Source organism: Streptomyces enissocaesilis (assembly GCF_039533765.1).
In the GTDB taxonomy this organism is placed as follows: Bacteria; Actinomycetota; Actinomycetes; order Streptomycetales; family Streptomycetaceae; genus Streptomyces; species Streptomyces enissocaesilis.
Genome location: NZ_BAAAUD010000047.1, coordinates 195,278 through 209,605, shown reverse-complemented (window position 1 = coordinate 209,605; position 14,328 = coordinate 195,278). Strand labels below are relative to the sequence as shown.

Below are 14,328 nucleotides of genomic sequence, written 5' to 3'. Positions count from 1 at the left end.
CGGGCGGCGGCCGTAACAGCGGTACACCTCCGCCCGCCCCGTCCCCCTGCGGCCGGCGCCGCGTGCTGCTCCGGGCGGCCGAGCGGGCCCGCACTACGGGCCGTGCCGGCCGGAGGCCCCGACAGCCCGGCCGCTACCCCGCGGGGGCCTCGTCCGCCGCGTCCGCCTTCGCGGGGACCTCGTCCACCGCGTACGCCTCCACCGCGAACAGCGAGTAGCCGTACGGCAGCGCCCGCTCGTCGCCCTGCACCCGCACGAACCGGGCGCCCTTCGCGTCCATCCGCACCGCCTCGCGCCCGCCGCGTCCGTCCCTGACGGTCGCCGCCGTGCGCCAGGTGCGGCCGTCCTCGGACACCTGGACGCGGTACCTCTTCGCGTACGCCTCCTGCCAGTGCAGTACGACCTGGCCCAGCCGCACCGGCCGGGCCAGGTCGGCCTGCCACCACGCGGAGGGGCCTATCGGCGACGTCCAGCGCGTGGCCGGGTCGCCGTCGGCCGCGTTCGGCGCGAGGAAGTCGGCGGTCTCGTCGCCGGACGACGACACCTCGACGCCCTCACCGCGCACCAGATCGGGCCCGGCCGTGCGCGGGAAGGCGCGCACGGTCAGGACGCTGTCCTGGCCGTCGAAGGCGACCGGGATCCGGTACTCGCCCGAGGGCACGGCCTTGTCGACCGTGATGTCCAGGGGAACGGCGGTGGAGGTGCCGCGCGGCACCGTCGTCTCCCGCGGGGCCTTCACCTCGATGCCCCTGGGCGGCTCGGCCGTCAGCCGGCCGCGCACCGCCTCGGGGCGCTGCCCGGTCAGCCGTACCGTGACGCGCCGCGGCACCCCGCCGATCTCCGCGTCCGTCTCGCTGCGCTCCAGGCGCAGCCCGGCGCGCGGCTCGTCCGCGAACCACGGCACCACGCGGTGCACCACGGGCGCGCCGCCGCCGCTGTCGCTGTCGCCGTCCGCGTTCCAGGACAGGCGTACGGCGTCCACGCGCGCGCCCTTGGTGTCCGTCTGCGTCCAGCCGCTGCCGGAGAGGGTGCCGACGCGCCGCCAGCCCTGGCCCGGGACCCGGGCCTCGACGGCCGCGCCCTCGCCCGTACCCGGCTCGGTCATGGCGGTCAGCGCCTCGACGGGACGCGGCCTGCCGAGGGTCACGGTGTACGAACCGGCGCTCTCGGAGACGCGGCCCGCCTCACGGTCCGCGCCGGTCCAGGCGTCCGCCGCCCTGGCGGCCTTCGCCACGAAGGAGTCGAGCACGCCCTTGCCGACGGTGACCCGGCTCGCCCCGAGGGAGCCGCGCAGCGCGTCCAGGTCGAGCGAGGCGCGCCACGCGGCCGGGCCGTCGCCGCGCGCCTGCGCCTGGAGCAGGTCGACGGACACCTCGCCCGCCTCGCCGTACCGCGCCAGCTGCTCGGTCCACGGCCGCACTTCGTCGTCGAAGGCGCCGCCCGCCGGGCCCCGGAGCCGCTGGGGGACCTCGCGCATCGCGGTGAAGGCGGCGCGCAGCCGCTTCGCCGCCGCGTCCCGTACGCCCGGGTCGGTGGACGTGCGCGACCGCCAGAAGCCGTCGACGAGCGGACGCAGGTACGCCGACTCCTCGCCGCCCAGGACGGAGGAGGCGTCGTTCCCGGCCAGCGCCCGCAGCGCCTCGCGGGCCGGGTCGTCGTCGCCCGCCAGGTCGTCGATCGCCGCCTTCCAGGACTCCTGCGGCTGGTAACCGCGCGGGTTCCAGGCGTAGTCGGCGGCCGTGAACAGCGGGATGCGGGAGGCGGAGGGCTGCTCCATGGCGTTGGCGAGGAGGGCGGCGGAGCCGGTCGCGACGGCGGGCTCCCGGCCCGTGTAGGGGCCGAGGAAGATGCGGTCCTGCGCGTAGTCGTTGACCGGGTAGTTGTCCATGGTGACCAGCGGATGCCGGAACGCGGCCCGCGCCCCCGCCAGTTCGCGCCCGGTGATCGTCCTCGGTACGACGCCGACGCCCGTCCACGCGACCTGCACCCCGCCGTCCAGCCGGTCGGCGAGCGCCTGCCGGTAGTCGGTGTCGCCCTCCTGGTAGAACTCCGTCGGCATCACGGACAGCGGAGCGGCCCCCGGGTGCCGCTCCGCCAGATGCCCCGCCACCGCGTTGGCCACCCGCGCGTGCGCCTTCGCCGCCGCCTCGGGACCCGAGCCGAAGGCGTGCGCGTCCGCGTCGCAGTGCCACTCGCTGTAGCTGACGTCCTGGAACTGGAGCTGGAAGGAGCGCACCCCGAGCGCCCACATCGCGTCGAACTTGCGGTTCAGCGCCCTGATGTCGTCGTCGGACGACATGCACATCGCCTGCCCGGGGGCCACGGCCCAGCCGAGCGTCACATGGCCGGCGCGGGCCCGTTCGGCGAGCGCGCGGAAGTCGGCGCGCCGGTCCGCCGGGTACGGTTCGCGCCAGCGGGCCTGGCGGTACGGGTCGTCGCCGGGCGCGTAGAGGTACCGGTTCTGCTTGGTACGGGCCATGAAGTCGACCTGGGCCAGGCGCTGTCCGCGCGTCCACGGCTGCCCGTAGAAGCCCTCGGTCATGCCGCGCACGGCCGTCCCCGGCCAGTCGCGGACCATGGCCCCGGCTATCCGCTTCCCGTCCTTCCCGTCCGTCACCAGCTGACGCAGCGTCTGGGCGGCGTGGAAGAGGCCGTCGTCGCCGACGCCGTCGAGCGCGACCGTCTCGCGTCCCCCGACGCGACCGACGGCGAGCCGGTATCCCCCGGACGGCAGATCCGCGCGTCGGGGCGCGCGCAGAGCGCGCAGCGCGTCCTGCGCGCCGGTGCCGCCCGCCCGTACCACCAGGCCGCGCGCGGGCAGCGGCTCACCGGGCCCGACGCTGTACAGCGTCTGCACACCCGCGCCGCGCAGCAGCTCCCCGACGGCCTGCACGGCGTACGGATCGGCTCCCGGCTCCGTGACGAGCACCGCTTCCCGGCCCACCCGCACCGGCTGCCCGGCCGCCCGTATCGACTGCGGCCGCGGCCACACGGCGGGCAGGGCGGCGTCGCCCTCGCGGTCCTGCGTCGTGGCCGCGGGCGTGGCGGGCGCTGCGGGACCGGGGGCGGAAGGGGCGGCGAACGCGCCGTGCGCGCCACCCAACAGCCCCCCGATGACGGCGACCGCGACGGCGGTCGCGCCTCTCCTGCGCCCGAACTGCACGGCCGTCTCCTCAGTCGCGTCAGCCTTCTCCTGTGGGCCCAGAGCCCACCACCCGTCCGCCCGGGTGTCAATTTTCATACAGGGAAGCGAGTGTGACGCGGGACACGTTGAGGAAACGTATGGGTCTGCGGCCCTGCTCATTGGGTAAGGCTGCTGTGTCCGTACAGTCCACCGTAGGGAGGCCCCTGTGGCCGCCGCACAGCTTCTCCTCTCCGCCCTGTCCAAACCGGTGCCGTCCCCCCGTGCCGGCCTCGGCGCCGGATACCCGCTCGACGCCGGATTCGCCGAGCCGCTGCTCACCACCGAGCCGCCCCTGACCAGCGAACCCCCGATGGCCGACGCCGCGCCGCTCACCAGCGAGCCCCCGATGGCCGACGCCGCCCCCCTGACCAGCGAACCGACAGCCCACGGCACGGCATCGGGCACGGAGCCCATGGGGGTCTAGATGGGCCTGGCCCGGCTCGCGGCCCTGCACGGCGTCGCCATGTCCTACCAGCCATCGGCGCACCGCACGCTCCAGGTCCCCGACGACACGGTGGTCGCCGTGCTGGCGGCCCTGGGCGTCGACGCCCGTACGCCCGAGGCGGTGCGCACGGCCCTCGAAGCACACGAGGCCGCCGCCGCCCGCCGTCTGCTGCCCCCCACGGTGGTGTCCTGGGCGGGCGAGGACGGCCCGCAGCCGCCGCCCGCCCTCGCCGGCCTGCCCGCGGGCACCGTGCTGCGCATCGAGACGGAACAGGGCCCGGCGGTGGAGTGGGAGTCCCCGCCCCCGGACCCGTCCCGGACGCTCCCGTCCCCGGACCCGCAGAGCTTCCGGGGCCCGCGGAGTCCGTCCCAGGCCCCGCCGCACGAGGAGGCGCCCGGCTCCGTCCCCGGTCCCGGAGCCGCCGTGCCGCCGCCCGTCGCGGGCGAGGGGTGGGGGCAGCTGCCTCTGGGAGTGCACCGGCTGTCGGTGCGTACGCCGGACGGGACCGGGGACGCCGCCACGCTCGTCGTCGCGCCCGGCCGGGTCCCGCAGCAGCCCGGCCGCACCTACGGGCTCCTCGTCCAGCTCTACTCCCTCCTGTCCCGGCGCTCCTGGGGCATGGGCGACCTCGGTGACCTCGCCGAGCTCGCCGCCTGGTCCGGACGCTCCCTCGGCGTCGGATTCGTACAGATCAACCCGCTGCACGCGGCCGTCCCCGGTGCGCCCACCGACCCGTCGCCGTACCGCCCCTCCTCGCGCCGCTTCCCCGACCCCGTGCACCTGAGGGTCGAGGACGTTCCCGAGTACGCACATGTCCCGGCGGCGGACCGGGCGCGCGTCGACGGCCTGCTGGAGCGGGCCGCGGCCCTGCGCGACGGCGTCCTGAACAAGGGCGAGCTGATCGACCGCGACGCGGTGTGGGGGCTCAAGAAGGAAGCCCTGGAGCTGGTGCGGCGCGTCCCGCTCGGCCCCGGCCGCCGCGCCGCCTACTGCGACTTCCTGGCCGGACAGGGCACGGCCCTGGAGGACCACGCCACCTGGTGCGCGCTCGCCGAGGCGCACGGCTCCGACTGGCACGCCTGGCCGGCCGAACTGCGCGACGACCCGCGCTCCGCCGCCGTCGGGCGCGCCCGGGACGAGCTGTACGACCGCGTCGACCTGCACTGCTGGCTGGCCTGGCTCACCGACTCCCAGCTGGCGGCGGCCCAGCTCGCCGCCCGCGGGGCGGGCATGCCCGTCGGCATCGTCCACGACCTGGCCGTCGGCGTGCACCCCGGCGGCGCCGACGCCTGGGCGCAGCAGGACGCCTACGCGCGCGGCATGTCGGTCGGCGCCCCGCCGGACGCCTTCAACGCGCTCGGCCAGGACTGGGGGCTGCCCCCGTGGCGCCCCGACGCCCTGGCCGCCACCGCGTACGCCCCCTTCCGCGACCTGCTGCGCGGGCTCCTGCGCAACGCGGGCGCCCTGCGCATCGACCACGTCATGGGGCTGTTCCGGCTCTGGTGGGTCCCGGAGGGCCGCCCGCCGACGGACGGGACGTACGTCAGGTACGACGCGGACGCGATGCTCGCCGTACTCGCCCTGGAGGCCCACCTGGCGGGCGCGAGCGTCATAGGGGAGGACCTGGGCACGGTCGAGCCTGGTGTGCGGGACGCGCTCGCCGAGCGCGGCGTGTCCGGCACGTCGGTGCTGTGGTTCGAGCGCGACTGGGCCGGTACGGGCGAACCGCTGCCCCCCGGGGCCTGGCGCGAGCACTGCCTGGCCACCGCCACCACCCACGACCTGCCGTCCACCGCCGCCCGCCTGACGGGGGAGCACGTCGCGCTGCGCCACCGGCTCGGCCTGCTCACCCGGCCCCTGGCGGACGAGCGGGCCGAGGCGTCCGTCGAGGTCGCCGACTGGCTGTCGTGCCTGGCCAGGCTCGGTCTGCTGCCGGAGGGCGCGGGCGACGAGGAGGGCGGCATCCGCGCCGTGTACCGCTTCCTGCTGCGCACCCCGGCCCGGATGGTCGGCATCTGGCTGCCGGACGCGGTGGGCGACCGGCGGCCGCAGAACCTGCCCGGCACCTGGGACCAGTACCCCAACTGGCGCCTGCCGGTCGCCGACGCCGAGGGGCGCCCCGTCACCCTGGAGGAACTCGCCGCGTCCCCCCGCCTGCACGAGCTGATCGACGTCTTCCGGACCGGGGCGGCACCCCCGGCACCTCCTGCGGGACCTCCTGTGGCACCCCCTACGGCACCCCCGGACGCGCGGCCCGCTTAGGCGTTCGCTACGTTTGCACCGTGGACAAGAAGAACGCCCTGCGCGCCGGTGCCGTCGCGGCCGGTACGACGCTGATGATGCTGCTCATGTCGTCCCCCGCGCTCGCGCTCACCCGCGACGACGGCGACGACCCGGGTCCCGGCCTGAGCGTGGCCGAGACGCTCGGCCTGTATGTCGTGGCTCCGATCGTGCTGTTCGCGGTGATCACGGGTCTCGTCATGGTGCTGGACAAGTCCAAGAAGCAGACCTGACGGCGCACCTGGCCGCAGACCTGACGGCAGACCCGCCGGCAGTGGTTCTGCCGGCGGGCACGGCTTCCTGATTTCTGTTTCCTGAGTCTCACCGAGGGCGTCCTCGCCCGTACCGCGACCGCGTACGGACGAGGACGCCCTCGACGTGTTCGCGTACGGCGCTTCTCCGTGGGCCGCGTGTCCGTACGGCGGGTCTGCGCCCGGGCCGGTCCGGCGAGCAGCTGCCGCGGCAGCTCCCGGAGCTGCTCGACCTGCTCCTCGCCGAACCCTTCGAGCGCCTCGTGCTGGATCCCCGGACCGGCCGCCACCGCCTCGTCGACGATCGCGAGGCCCGCTCGCGCCGCTGCGGGTGGCCGGGCTCGCGGTGCTGCTGCTCGGCGGGAAGCCGACCGTGCGCACCCCGCTGACCGGGACGGCCGAGGCGCTCGGCGTGAGCCCGGTGGTGCTGCGCGCCACCGCCGCGCTGGACACGGCCGGCGTGGTGGCGGCGCTGGACGGGCGGGCCGTCACCGGTTGCCTCTGCCCGGCGCCGGTCAGCGCGGCGGTCGCTTACCGGCTGTGGTTCCGCGGCACCGGCCGGCCCATCGCGACCTGCGTGACCTTCCCCGGCCCGCTGTCGCCGCCGACCGCGGCGGTCATCGGCTGGGCGGCGCCGGGGGAGTCGCTGACGCCGGTGCGGCTGCTGGGGATGGCGATCGCGTTCGGGGCGACGCTGTCGGGCCGGATGAGGACGGCGAAGCCCAAAACGTTCAGCTCGGCTGAATGGAACGATCGAAAACATTCGATGGACCTGACGGGTGGAGCGCTGCGAGGGTAGCTCCCGAACGCAACCGAGGCTCCCGGCAGGGGAGCGGAACGAGGGGATACCTGTGGCAGTCCAGGACCGGGTCCGTACCAGCGGCAAGCCGAAGGCCGGGACGGCGGAGAGGGCCTCGGCCGTCGGCCTCGTTCTCGCCGCCGTCGCGACGGTGGTCTGGTCCGGCAGCTTCGTCACCTCCCGCGCCCTCCACGACTCCGTCCCGCCGGTGCAGGCCGCCTTCTGGCGCTGGATCGTGGCGATCGTCGCCGTGGCCCCCTTCGCGGCCCGCGAGGCGTGGCGCCAGCGAGAACTGCTCCGCCGCCACCTGGGGTTCGTCACCCTCGCCTCGCTCCTCGGTGTCACCGTCTACAACACCCTCGTCAACCAGGCCGGGCTCTCCACCTCCGCGGGCAACATGGGCATGATCATGGCCGCCTCGCCGGTCCTGATGGCCGTCTGCGAACGCCTGGGCGGCGCCCGCCTCGGCGCCCGCCGCACCACCGGGATGCTGATCGCCTGCGCCGGAGTGCTGCTCCTGGTCAGCAAGGGCTCGCTCACCCCGGACTTCGCCGCCGGCGACCTGTGGATGCTCGCGGCGGCGGTCTGCTTCGGCTCGTACAGCGCGCTGCTGCGCCGCAAGCCGGCCGGGATCGGCGGACTCGCCTTCCTGTTCAGTACGTTCGTGCTCGGCGCGCTGATGCTGTCGCCGGCGTACGCCGTCAGCCTGGCCCTCCAGGGCGGCTTCGAGCCGACGGCGGGAACGGCCGGGCCGCTGGTCTACGTCGGTGTCTTCTCGTCCGCCGTCGCCTTCTTCGCCTGGAACAAGGCGATCGCGCTGATCGGCGCGGCGCGGGCGGGCGTCGTCTACTACCTCCAGCCGGTGTGCGTGGCCGTGCTCTCCTTCGCCCTGCTGGGCGAGGCGACGGGACCGGCGCAGCTCCTGTGCATGGCGCTGATCCTGGGCGGAGTGATGCTGGGGGCGGGAAGGGGCCGGTGACCGGCCGGGCTCCGGTGACGGGCCGGGCTCCGGTGACGGGCCGGTTTCCGGAGACGGGCCGGGCCCCGCTGGCGGACCGGGCCCCGCTGGCGGACCGGGCCCCGCTGGCGGACCGGGCCCCGCTGGCGGACCGGGATAGATTCCGTCCCATGATCGAGTGGGACATCAAGAAACTGCGGATCCTGCGGACCCTGCGCGACCGGGGGACCGTGACCGCGACGGCCGAGGCGTTGCTGATGACGCCGTCGGCCGTTTCGCAGCAGCTGTCCAACCTCGGCAGGCAGCTCGGCGTACCGCTGCTGGAGGCGCACGGGCGGCGGGTGCGCCTCACCGACGCGGCCCATCTGGTCCTGCGGCACGCGGAGGCGGTCTTCGCCCAACTGGAGCAGGCGGACGCCGAGTTGACGGGGTACGTGCGCGGGGAGGCGGGGGAGGTGCGGATCGGGGCGTTCTCGACGGCCGTGCCGGCGCTGGTCGTGCCGGCGGTGCAGCGGCTCCGTACGACACATCCCGCGCTGGAGGTACGGGTCAGGGAGGCCGAGGCCGCCGAGGCGTACGAGCTCCTGGCGGGCGGGGCGGTCGACCTGGCGCTGTCGCTGGCGGCGCACGCCCCGACCGCCCGCGACCCCCAGCTCGCCCGCGTCCCGCTGCTGGCCGACCCGCTGGACGTGGCGCTTCCGGCCGGGCATCCGCTGGCGGCGGCCCCGGGCCTGCGGCTGGCGGACCTGTCGGGCGAGCCGTGGATCTTCGGTGGGAGCGGGCCGTGGTCGGAGATCACCCGCCACGCGTGCGAGGCGGCGGGCTTCGTGCCGGAGCAGGCGCACAGCGCCGCCGGCTGGACGGCGATCCTGGCCATGGTCGAGGCGGGGATGGGGGTGGCCCTGGTCCCGCGGATGGCGTCGGCGGAGCGGCGTACGGGGGTGGTCATGCGGGTCCTGAGCGCGGACCAGCCCCAGCGCCACGTGGTGGCGGCGGTACGCCGCGGAGCGGAGGCGGGCCCGGCGGTGGCCCGCGTGCTGTCGGCCCTGCGCGAGGTGGCGGCGGCGCGTACGCCGTGACCCGGGCGGGATCGTTCACTTCTGCTTCAAAGCCTGTCCAGAAACTTTCGATGGACCTGACCGGTTGTGGGCTGTGACAGTCGGACCATGACGACGACCGACGCGCACCTCGAAGACCCGCACGCCAACGACGCCGCCCCCTACGGCGGAGGTGACCCGTACACCGACTACCGGGGCGGGGACTTCCCCTTCACCGAACTGGTCGACCTGGCCGACCGGCGCCTGGGAGCCGGTGTCGTCGCCGCCAACGACGAGTTCTTCGCCGAGCGCGAGAACCTCCTCATCCGTGAGCGCGCCGTCTTCGACCCCGAGCACTTCGGCCACAAGGGCAAGATCATGGACGGCTGGGAGACCCGGCGCCGGCGCGGCACCGACGGGTCGCACCCCTTCCCGGCGCCCGAGGACCACGACTGGGCCATCGTCCGCCTCGGCGCCCCCGGCGTCATCCGCGGCATCGTCGTCGACACCGCACACTTCCGCGGCAACTACCCGCAGCGCGTGAGCGTCCAGGCCGCCGCGGTCGAGGGCTCGCCCGGCCCCGAGCAGCTCCTCGACTCCGAGGTGAAGTGGGAAGAGATCGTGGCCCCCACGCCCGTGCGCGGACACGCGGCCAACGGGTTCGAGATCACGAGCGAGCGGCGCTTCACCCACATCCGCCTGTGCCAGCACCCCGACGGCGGCGTCGCCCGCCTGCGCGTGCACGGCGAAGTCGTGCCCGACCCGCAGTGGCTGGACCTCCTCGGGACCGTCGACCTCGTCTCCGTACTCAACGGCGGTGTGTACGAGGACGCTTCCGACAAGTTCTACTCCTCGCCGACGCAGATCATCCTGCCGGGCACCTCCCGCAAGATGGACGACGGCTGGGAGAACCGCCGTCGCCGCGTCCGCGACACCAACGACTGGGTGCGCTTCCGTCTCGTCGCGCAGGGCGCCATCCGCGCCGTCGAGATCGACACCGCGTACCTCAAGGGCAACTCGGCCGGCTGGATCGCCCTGAGCGGGCGCAACGGCGAGAGCGGCGAGTGGTTCGAGATCATCCCGCGGACCAGGCTCCAGCCCGACACCCTGCACCGCTTCAAGCTCCCGGCGCAGGCCGTCGCCACCCACGTACGCCTCGACGCCTTCCCCGACGGCGGCGTCGCCCGGATGCGGCTGCACGGGGCGCTCACCGAGCAGGGCGCGGCCGAGCTGCGCGCCCGTTACGAGGACGTGGCCGGCCGGTAGCCGGCCCCGCCCCACCAGACCCCCGCCCGGCGGACGGCAGCGGTACAGCGCCCGGCCGTCGGGCGGTTTCCACGTCCCAGGACGGAGAGGGCCGTCCCCGCGCGTCGCGGGGGCGGCCCTCTCGTGTCACCGGCCGCCGTACGGGCCGGGCCGTACGGGCCGGAGGAGCGTCGCCTAGCCCGCCGCGGCGTCCGCCGCCTGCGCCTTCAGCGCCCGCTCGACGCCCGCGCGGGACTCCAGGACCAGACGGCGCAGGGCCGCGCTCGGGTCCGCCGACGCCAGCCACGCGTCCGTCGCGTCCAGCGTCTCCCGGGAGACCTGCACCGCCGGGTACAGGCCGACCGCGATCTGCTGCGCCATCTCGTAGCTGCGCGAGTCCCAGATGCCCTTGACCGCCGCGAAGTACTTCTCCGCGTACGGCGCGAGCAGTTCACGCTGGCCGGTCTGGACGAAGCCGCCGATCACGGCCTCCTGCGTGGAGTTCGGGAGCTTGTCGGACTCGACCACCGAGGCCCACGCCTCCGCCTTCGCCTCGGCCGTCGGCCGCGCCGCCCGCGCCGACGCGGCGTGCAGCTCGCCCGCCGACGTCCTGTCGCGCTCCAGCTCCGCCGTGATCGCCTTCTCGTCCGCACGGCCCGTGGCCGCCAGCCGTCCGACGAACACCCAGCGCATCTCGGTGTCGACGGCCAGGCCCTCCAGCGTCTCCGTGCCGTCCAGCAGGCCCTGGAGCAGGTCCAGCTGCGCGTCCGTACGGGCGGTCGCGGCGAACGCCCGCGCCCACGCCACCTGGTGGTCGCTGCCCGGCTCCGCCGCGCGCAGGTGCTCCAGCGTCGCCGCCGTCCACCGCGCCAGCCCGTTCTCGCGCCAGTCCGGCGCCGCGTACAGCTCCAGCGCCAGCTTCGCCTGACGGTGCAGGGACTGGACGACGCCGATGTCCGACTCCTTGCCGATGCCCGACAGGACCAGCGCCAGGTAGTCGCGGGTGGCGAGCTCGCCGTCGCGGGTCATGTCCCACGCCGCCGACCAGCACAGCGCACGCGGCAGCGACTCGGCGAAGTCGCCGATGTGCGCCGTGACCATGGCCAACGAGTCGGGGTCCAGACGCACCTTCGCGTACGACAGGTCGTCGTCGTTGAGGAGGATCACCGCGGGGCGGGGCGTGCCCGCGGGGAGGGGGACCTCGGTCAGCTCGGCCGCGTCGACGTCCATCTCGATCCGGTTCGTGCGGACCAGCCGGCCCGCGCCGTCCAGGTCGTAGCAGCCGACCGCGATGCGGTGCGGGCGGAGGGTGGAGGCGCCCTTCGCGCCCGCCGGGAGCGCCGGGGCCTCCTGCCGGACGGCGAAGGACGTGATGGTGCCGTCCGCGGCCGTCTCGATCTCCGGGCGCAGGACGTTGATGCCGGCCGTCTCCAGCCACGCCTTCGACCAGGTCCTCAGATCGCGGCCGGACGTCTTCTCCAGCGCGCCGAGCAGGTCGGGCAGGCGCGTGTTCCCGAACGCGTGCGCCTTGAAGTACGCCTGCACGCCCCGGAAGAACTCGTCCTGGCCGACGTACGCCACGAGCTGTTTGAGCACGGACGCGCCCTTGGCGTACGTGATGCCGTCGAAGTTGACCAGGACGTCGTCCAGGTCACGGATCTCGGCCATGATCGGGTGCGTGGAGGGGAGCTGGTCCTGACGGTAGGCCCAGGTCTTCTCCGAGTTCGCGAACGTCGTCCACGCGTGCGGCCACTTGGAGCCCGCCGCGTGCGCCTGGCAGGCGACCGAGGTGTACGTGGCGAACGACTCGTTCAGCCACAGGTCGTTCCACCACTCCATGGTGACCAGGTCGCCGAACCACATGTGCGCCAGCTCGTGCAGGATGGTCTCGGCGCGCCGCTCGTACGCCGCGTCCGTCGTCCGCGAGCGGAAGATGTACTGGTCGCGGATGGTCACCGCGCCCGCGTTCTCCATCGCGCCCGCGTTGAACTCCGGCACGAAGAGCTGGTCGTACTTCGCGAAGGGGTACGCGTAGTCGAACTTCTCCTGGAACCAGTCGAATCCCTGCCGCGTGACGTCGAAGATCTCGTCCGCGTCGAGGAACTCGGCGAGCGAGGGACGGCAGTAGATGCCCAGCGGGACGCTCTGGCCGTTCGCGTTCTCGTACGAGCTGTGGACGGAGTGGTACGGGCCGGCGATCAGCGCGGTGATGTACGTCGAGATGCGCGGGGTCGGCTCGAAGACCCATACGTCGGACCCGGGGCCCTCGGGCGCCGCGGGCGTCGGGGAGTTCGAGACGACCGTCCACCCGGGCGGGGCCTTCACGGTGAACTGGAAGGTCGCCTTCAGGTCCGGCTGCTCGAACGACGCGAAGACGCGCCGCGCGTCCGGCACCTCGAACTGGGTGTAGAGGTACACCTGCTGGTCCACCGGGTCGACGAAGCGGTGCAGCCCCTCACCGGTGTTGGTGTACGCGCAGTCGGCGACGACCTTCAGCTCGTTCGGGCCGGCCTCGAGGTGCTTGAGGGTGATGCGGGAGTCCCGGAAGACGGCGGCGACGTCGAGCGACTTCCCGTTCAGCACGACCTGGTGCACGGCGGGCGCCACCAGGTCGATGAACGTCTGCGCGCCGGCCTCGGCGAACTCGAAACGCACGGTGGTCACGGAACGGTAGACGCCTCCCTCCTGCGCGCCACTCAGATCGAGCTCGATCTCGTACGCGTCGACAGTGAGCAGGCTCGCCCGCCGCTGGGCCTCTTCGCGGGTCAGATTCGTGCCAGGCACCCGGTCATCTCCTCGGTATGTGTCGTTTTCCGCCATCCTTCCACGCCGCTCCTGTAATGACTGCTGAGTCAGCTCGCAGCTGACAGAGCGCGATGTCCGAAGACCGCCGGTGCGCCGCCGGGGCGGTGCGGAAGCCGGCCGTACGACGATGACGACGTACACCGCGCGCCCCGTCGGGCCCACCGCGCTCAAGCAGCTGCGGGACACCGACGACGCCGACCGCGCCTGCGCCCCGTACACCGACGAGGAGGGCGGCGCCCCGCTGCGCTGCTGCCTGCGGCTCAGCGAGGCCGGCGAACACATCGCGCTCGTCTCGTACACGCCGCTGCGCCGCTGGGCGGCCGAGACGTGGGCCAGGCCCGGGGCGTACGACGAACAGGGCCCCGTGTTCATCCACGCGCAGGGGTGCGAGGGCCCGGCCGGGGCGGTCGACGGCTACCCCTTCGCCCGCCCCGGCGCCCTGCGCACCGTGCGCCGCTACAACGCCGAGGGCAAGATCACCGGCGGCCGGCTCCTGGAGATCCCGGACGGCACGACGGCGGGCTTCGACGCCGCGTTCGCCGAGGCCCTCGCCGACCCGGAGGTGGTGCTCGTGCACGTCAGGGCCGTCGAGTACGGCTGCTTCCACTTCGAGGTGCGCCGAGCGTGACCTGTCCTCGCCCGGCTGTGTGCGACAGCAGCCGCAGTGGGGTAGCAAGCGTGGTCATACCTCGGTAGCATGAGTGGTATGAAGATCAGTGTGAGCCTGCCGCAGGAGGACGTGACCTTCGTCGACGCGTACGCGGCCAAGACGGAGGCGGAGTCCCGCTCCGCCGTGATCCACGCCGCGATCGAGCTGCTGCGCACCTCCCAGCTGGAGTCGGACTACGCGGCCGCGTTCGAGGAGTGGGACGCGGGCGGGGACGCGGCGTTCTGGGACCGGACCGCCGGAGACGGGCTGACCGATGCGCAGAGGTGAGATCTACCTGATCGACTACGAGCCGGTGCGCGGCAGCGAGGTGAACAAGGCCCGCCCCTCGGTGGTCGTGTCGAACGACGCGGCCAACCAGACCGCCCAGCGCATGGGCAAAGGTGTGATCACCGTCGTTCCGATGACGTCGAACACGTCGCGGGTCTTCCCGTTCCAAGTCCTTCTGCCGGCCGGGGAATGCCATCTCGCGACGGATTCCAAGGCCCAGTGCGAGCAAGTCCGGGCGGTCGCGGTGGAGCGGGTGCTGCGCCGCATCGGTCGCGTGCCCGCGCAGCGCATGGCCGAGCTCGACGTCGCACTGCGCAGGCACTTGGCGCTCTGACCGGCAGCCTCTCGGTCGTGCACACGGTGGCGGGGCGGGGCTCCTCGGAGCCC

12 protein-coding genes are annotated in these 14,328 nt (G+C 74.1%); 10 read left to right on the top strand and 2 right to left on the bottom strand.

Going from position 1 to position 14,328, the window contains the following annotated elements:
• Positions 1 to 133: 133 nt before the first annotated feature.
• Positions 134 to 3,163, bottom strand: coding sequence for a glycoside hydrolase family 84 protein (locus ABD374_RS23355; protein WP_344497780.1), 3,030 nt, complete (start codon positions 3,161 to 3,163; stop codon positions 134 to 136).
• A gap of 187 nt (positions 3,164 to 3,350) precedes the next feature.
• On the opposite strand from ABD374_RS23355, the gene ABD374_RS23350 reads away from it, so the two are divergent.
• The 7 genes from ABD374_RS23350 to alc all read left to right on the top strand — a co-directional run bounded on the left by ABD374_RS23350 (position 3,351) and on the right by alc (position 10,220).
• A complete protein-coding gene (locus tag ABD374_RS23350; RefSeq protein WP_344497544.1) occupies positions 3,351 to 3,608 on the top strand; it encodes a hypothetical protein in 258 nt (85 codons plus the stop codon).
• Entirely contained in the window at positions 3,609 to 5,891 is a 2,283-nt protein-coding gene (malQ, locus tag ABD374_RS23345; RefSeq protein ID WP_344497543.1) for a 4-alpha-glucanotransferase, read from the top strand. It begins immediately after the preceding gene.
• A 20-nt stretch (positions 5,892 to 5,911) separates the two neighbouring features.
• Positions 5,912 to 6,142, top strand: coding sequence for a hypothetical protein (locus ABD374_RS23340; protein ID WP_344497542.1), 231 nt, complete (start codon positions 5,912 to 5,914; stop codon positions 6,140 to 6,142).
• 349 nt (positions 6,143 to 6,491) lie between these two features.
• Positions 6,492 to 6,959 carry a hypothetical protein gene (locus ABD374_RS23335; RefSeq protein WP_425577315.1) on the top strand — a complete coding sequence of 156 codons (468 nt, stop codon included), beginning with the start codon at positions 6,492 to 6,494 and terminating at the stop codon, positions 6,957 to 6,959.
• Positions 6,960 to 7,011: 52 nt separating this feature from the next.
• Positions 7,012 to 7,938 carry a DMT family transporter gene (locus ABD374_RS23330; protein WP_344497541.1) on the top strand — a complete coding sequence of 309 codons (927 nt, stop codon included), beginning with the start codon at positions 7,012 to 7,014 and terminating at the stop codon, positions 7,936 to 7,938.
• A gap of 149 nt (positions 7,939 to 8,087) precedes the next feature.
• Positions 8,088 to 8,996, top strand: coding sequence for a LysR family transcriptional regulator (locus tag ABD374_RS23325; RefSeq protein WP_344497540.1), 909 nt, complete (start codon positions 8,088 to 8,090; stop codon positions 8,994 to 8,996).
• Between the two features lie 87 nt (positions 8,997 to 9,083).
• Positions 9,084 to 10,220 carry an allantoicase gene (gene alc / locus ABD374_RS23320; protein WP_344497539.1) on the top strand — a complete coding sequence of 379 codons (1,137 nt, stop codon included), beginning with the start codon at positions 9,084 to 9,086 and terminating at the stop codon, positions 10,218 to 10,220.
• A gap of 174 nt (positions 10,221 to 10,394) precedes the next feature.
• On the opposite strand, the gene pepN is transcribed toward alc, so the two are convergent.
• On the bottom strand, positions 10,395 to 12,983 hold the full coding sequence (gene pepN, locus ABD374_RS23315; RefSeq protein ID WP_344497538.1) for an aminopeptidase N: 2,589 nt from the start codon (positions 12,981 to 12,983) through the stop codon (positions 10,395 to 10,397).
• A 148-nt stretch (positions 12,984 to 13,131) separates the two neighbouring features.
• On the opposite strand from pepN, the gene ABD374_RS23310 reads away from it, so the two are divergent.
• The 3 genes from ABD374_RS23310 to ABD374_RS23300 all read left to right on the top strand — a co-directional run bounded on the left by ABD374_RS23310 (position 13,132) and on the right by ABD374_RS23300 (position 14,275).
• Positions 13,132 to 13,632 (top strand): DUF1203 domain-containing protein, encoded by a 501-nt coding sequence (locus ABD374_RS23310; protein WP_344497537.1) that lies wholly within the window; start codon positions 13,132 to 13,134, stop codon positions 13,630 to 13,632.
• A gap of 78 nt (positions 13,633 to 13,710) precedes the next feature.
• Complete coding sequence (locus ABD374_RS23305) at positions 13,711 to 13,941, top strand: ribbon-helix-helix domain-containing protein (RefSeq protein ID WP_344497536.1); 231 nt, start codon at positions 13,711 to 13,713, stop codon at positions 13,939 to 13,941.
• Complete coding sequence (locus ABD374_RS23300; RefSeq protein WP_344497535.1) at positions 13,928 to 14,275, top strand: type II toxin-antitoxin system PemK/MazF family toxin; 348 nt, start codon at positions 13,928 to 13,930, stop codon at positions 14,273 to 14,275. Before ABD374_RS23305 ends, ABD374_RS23300 begins: the two co-directional genes overlap by 14 nt.
• Positions 14,276 to 14,328 lie beyond the last annotated feature (53 nt).

Excerpts from the sequence above, each read along its gene's own strand:
- malQ (WP_344497543.1), top strand. The coding sequence starts at position 3,609 with ATGGGCCTGGCCCGGCTCGCGGCCCTGCACGGCGTCGCCATGTCCTAC.
- ABD374_RS23325 (WP_344497540.1), top strand. The coding sequence starts at position 8,088 with ATGATCGAGTGGGACATCAAGAAACTGCGGATCCTGCGGACCCTGCGC.
- alc (WP_344497539.1), top strand. The coding sequence starts at position 9,084 with ATGACGACGACCGACGCGCACCTCGAAGACCCGCACGCCAACGACGCC.
- ABD374_RS23310 (WP_344497537.1), top strand. The coding sequence starts at position 13,132 with ATGACGACGTACACCGCGCGCCCCGTCGGGCCCACCGCGCTCAAGCAG.
- ABD374_RS23305 (WP_344497536.1), top strand. The coding sequence starts at position 13,711 with ATGAAGATCAGTGTGAGCCTGCCGCAGGAGGACGTGACCTTCGTCGAC.
- ABD374_RS23300 (WP_344497535.1), top strand. The coding sequence starts at position 13,928 with ATGCGCAGAGGTGAGATCTACCTGATCGACTACGAGCCGGTGCGCGGC.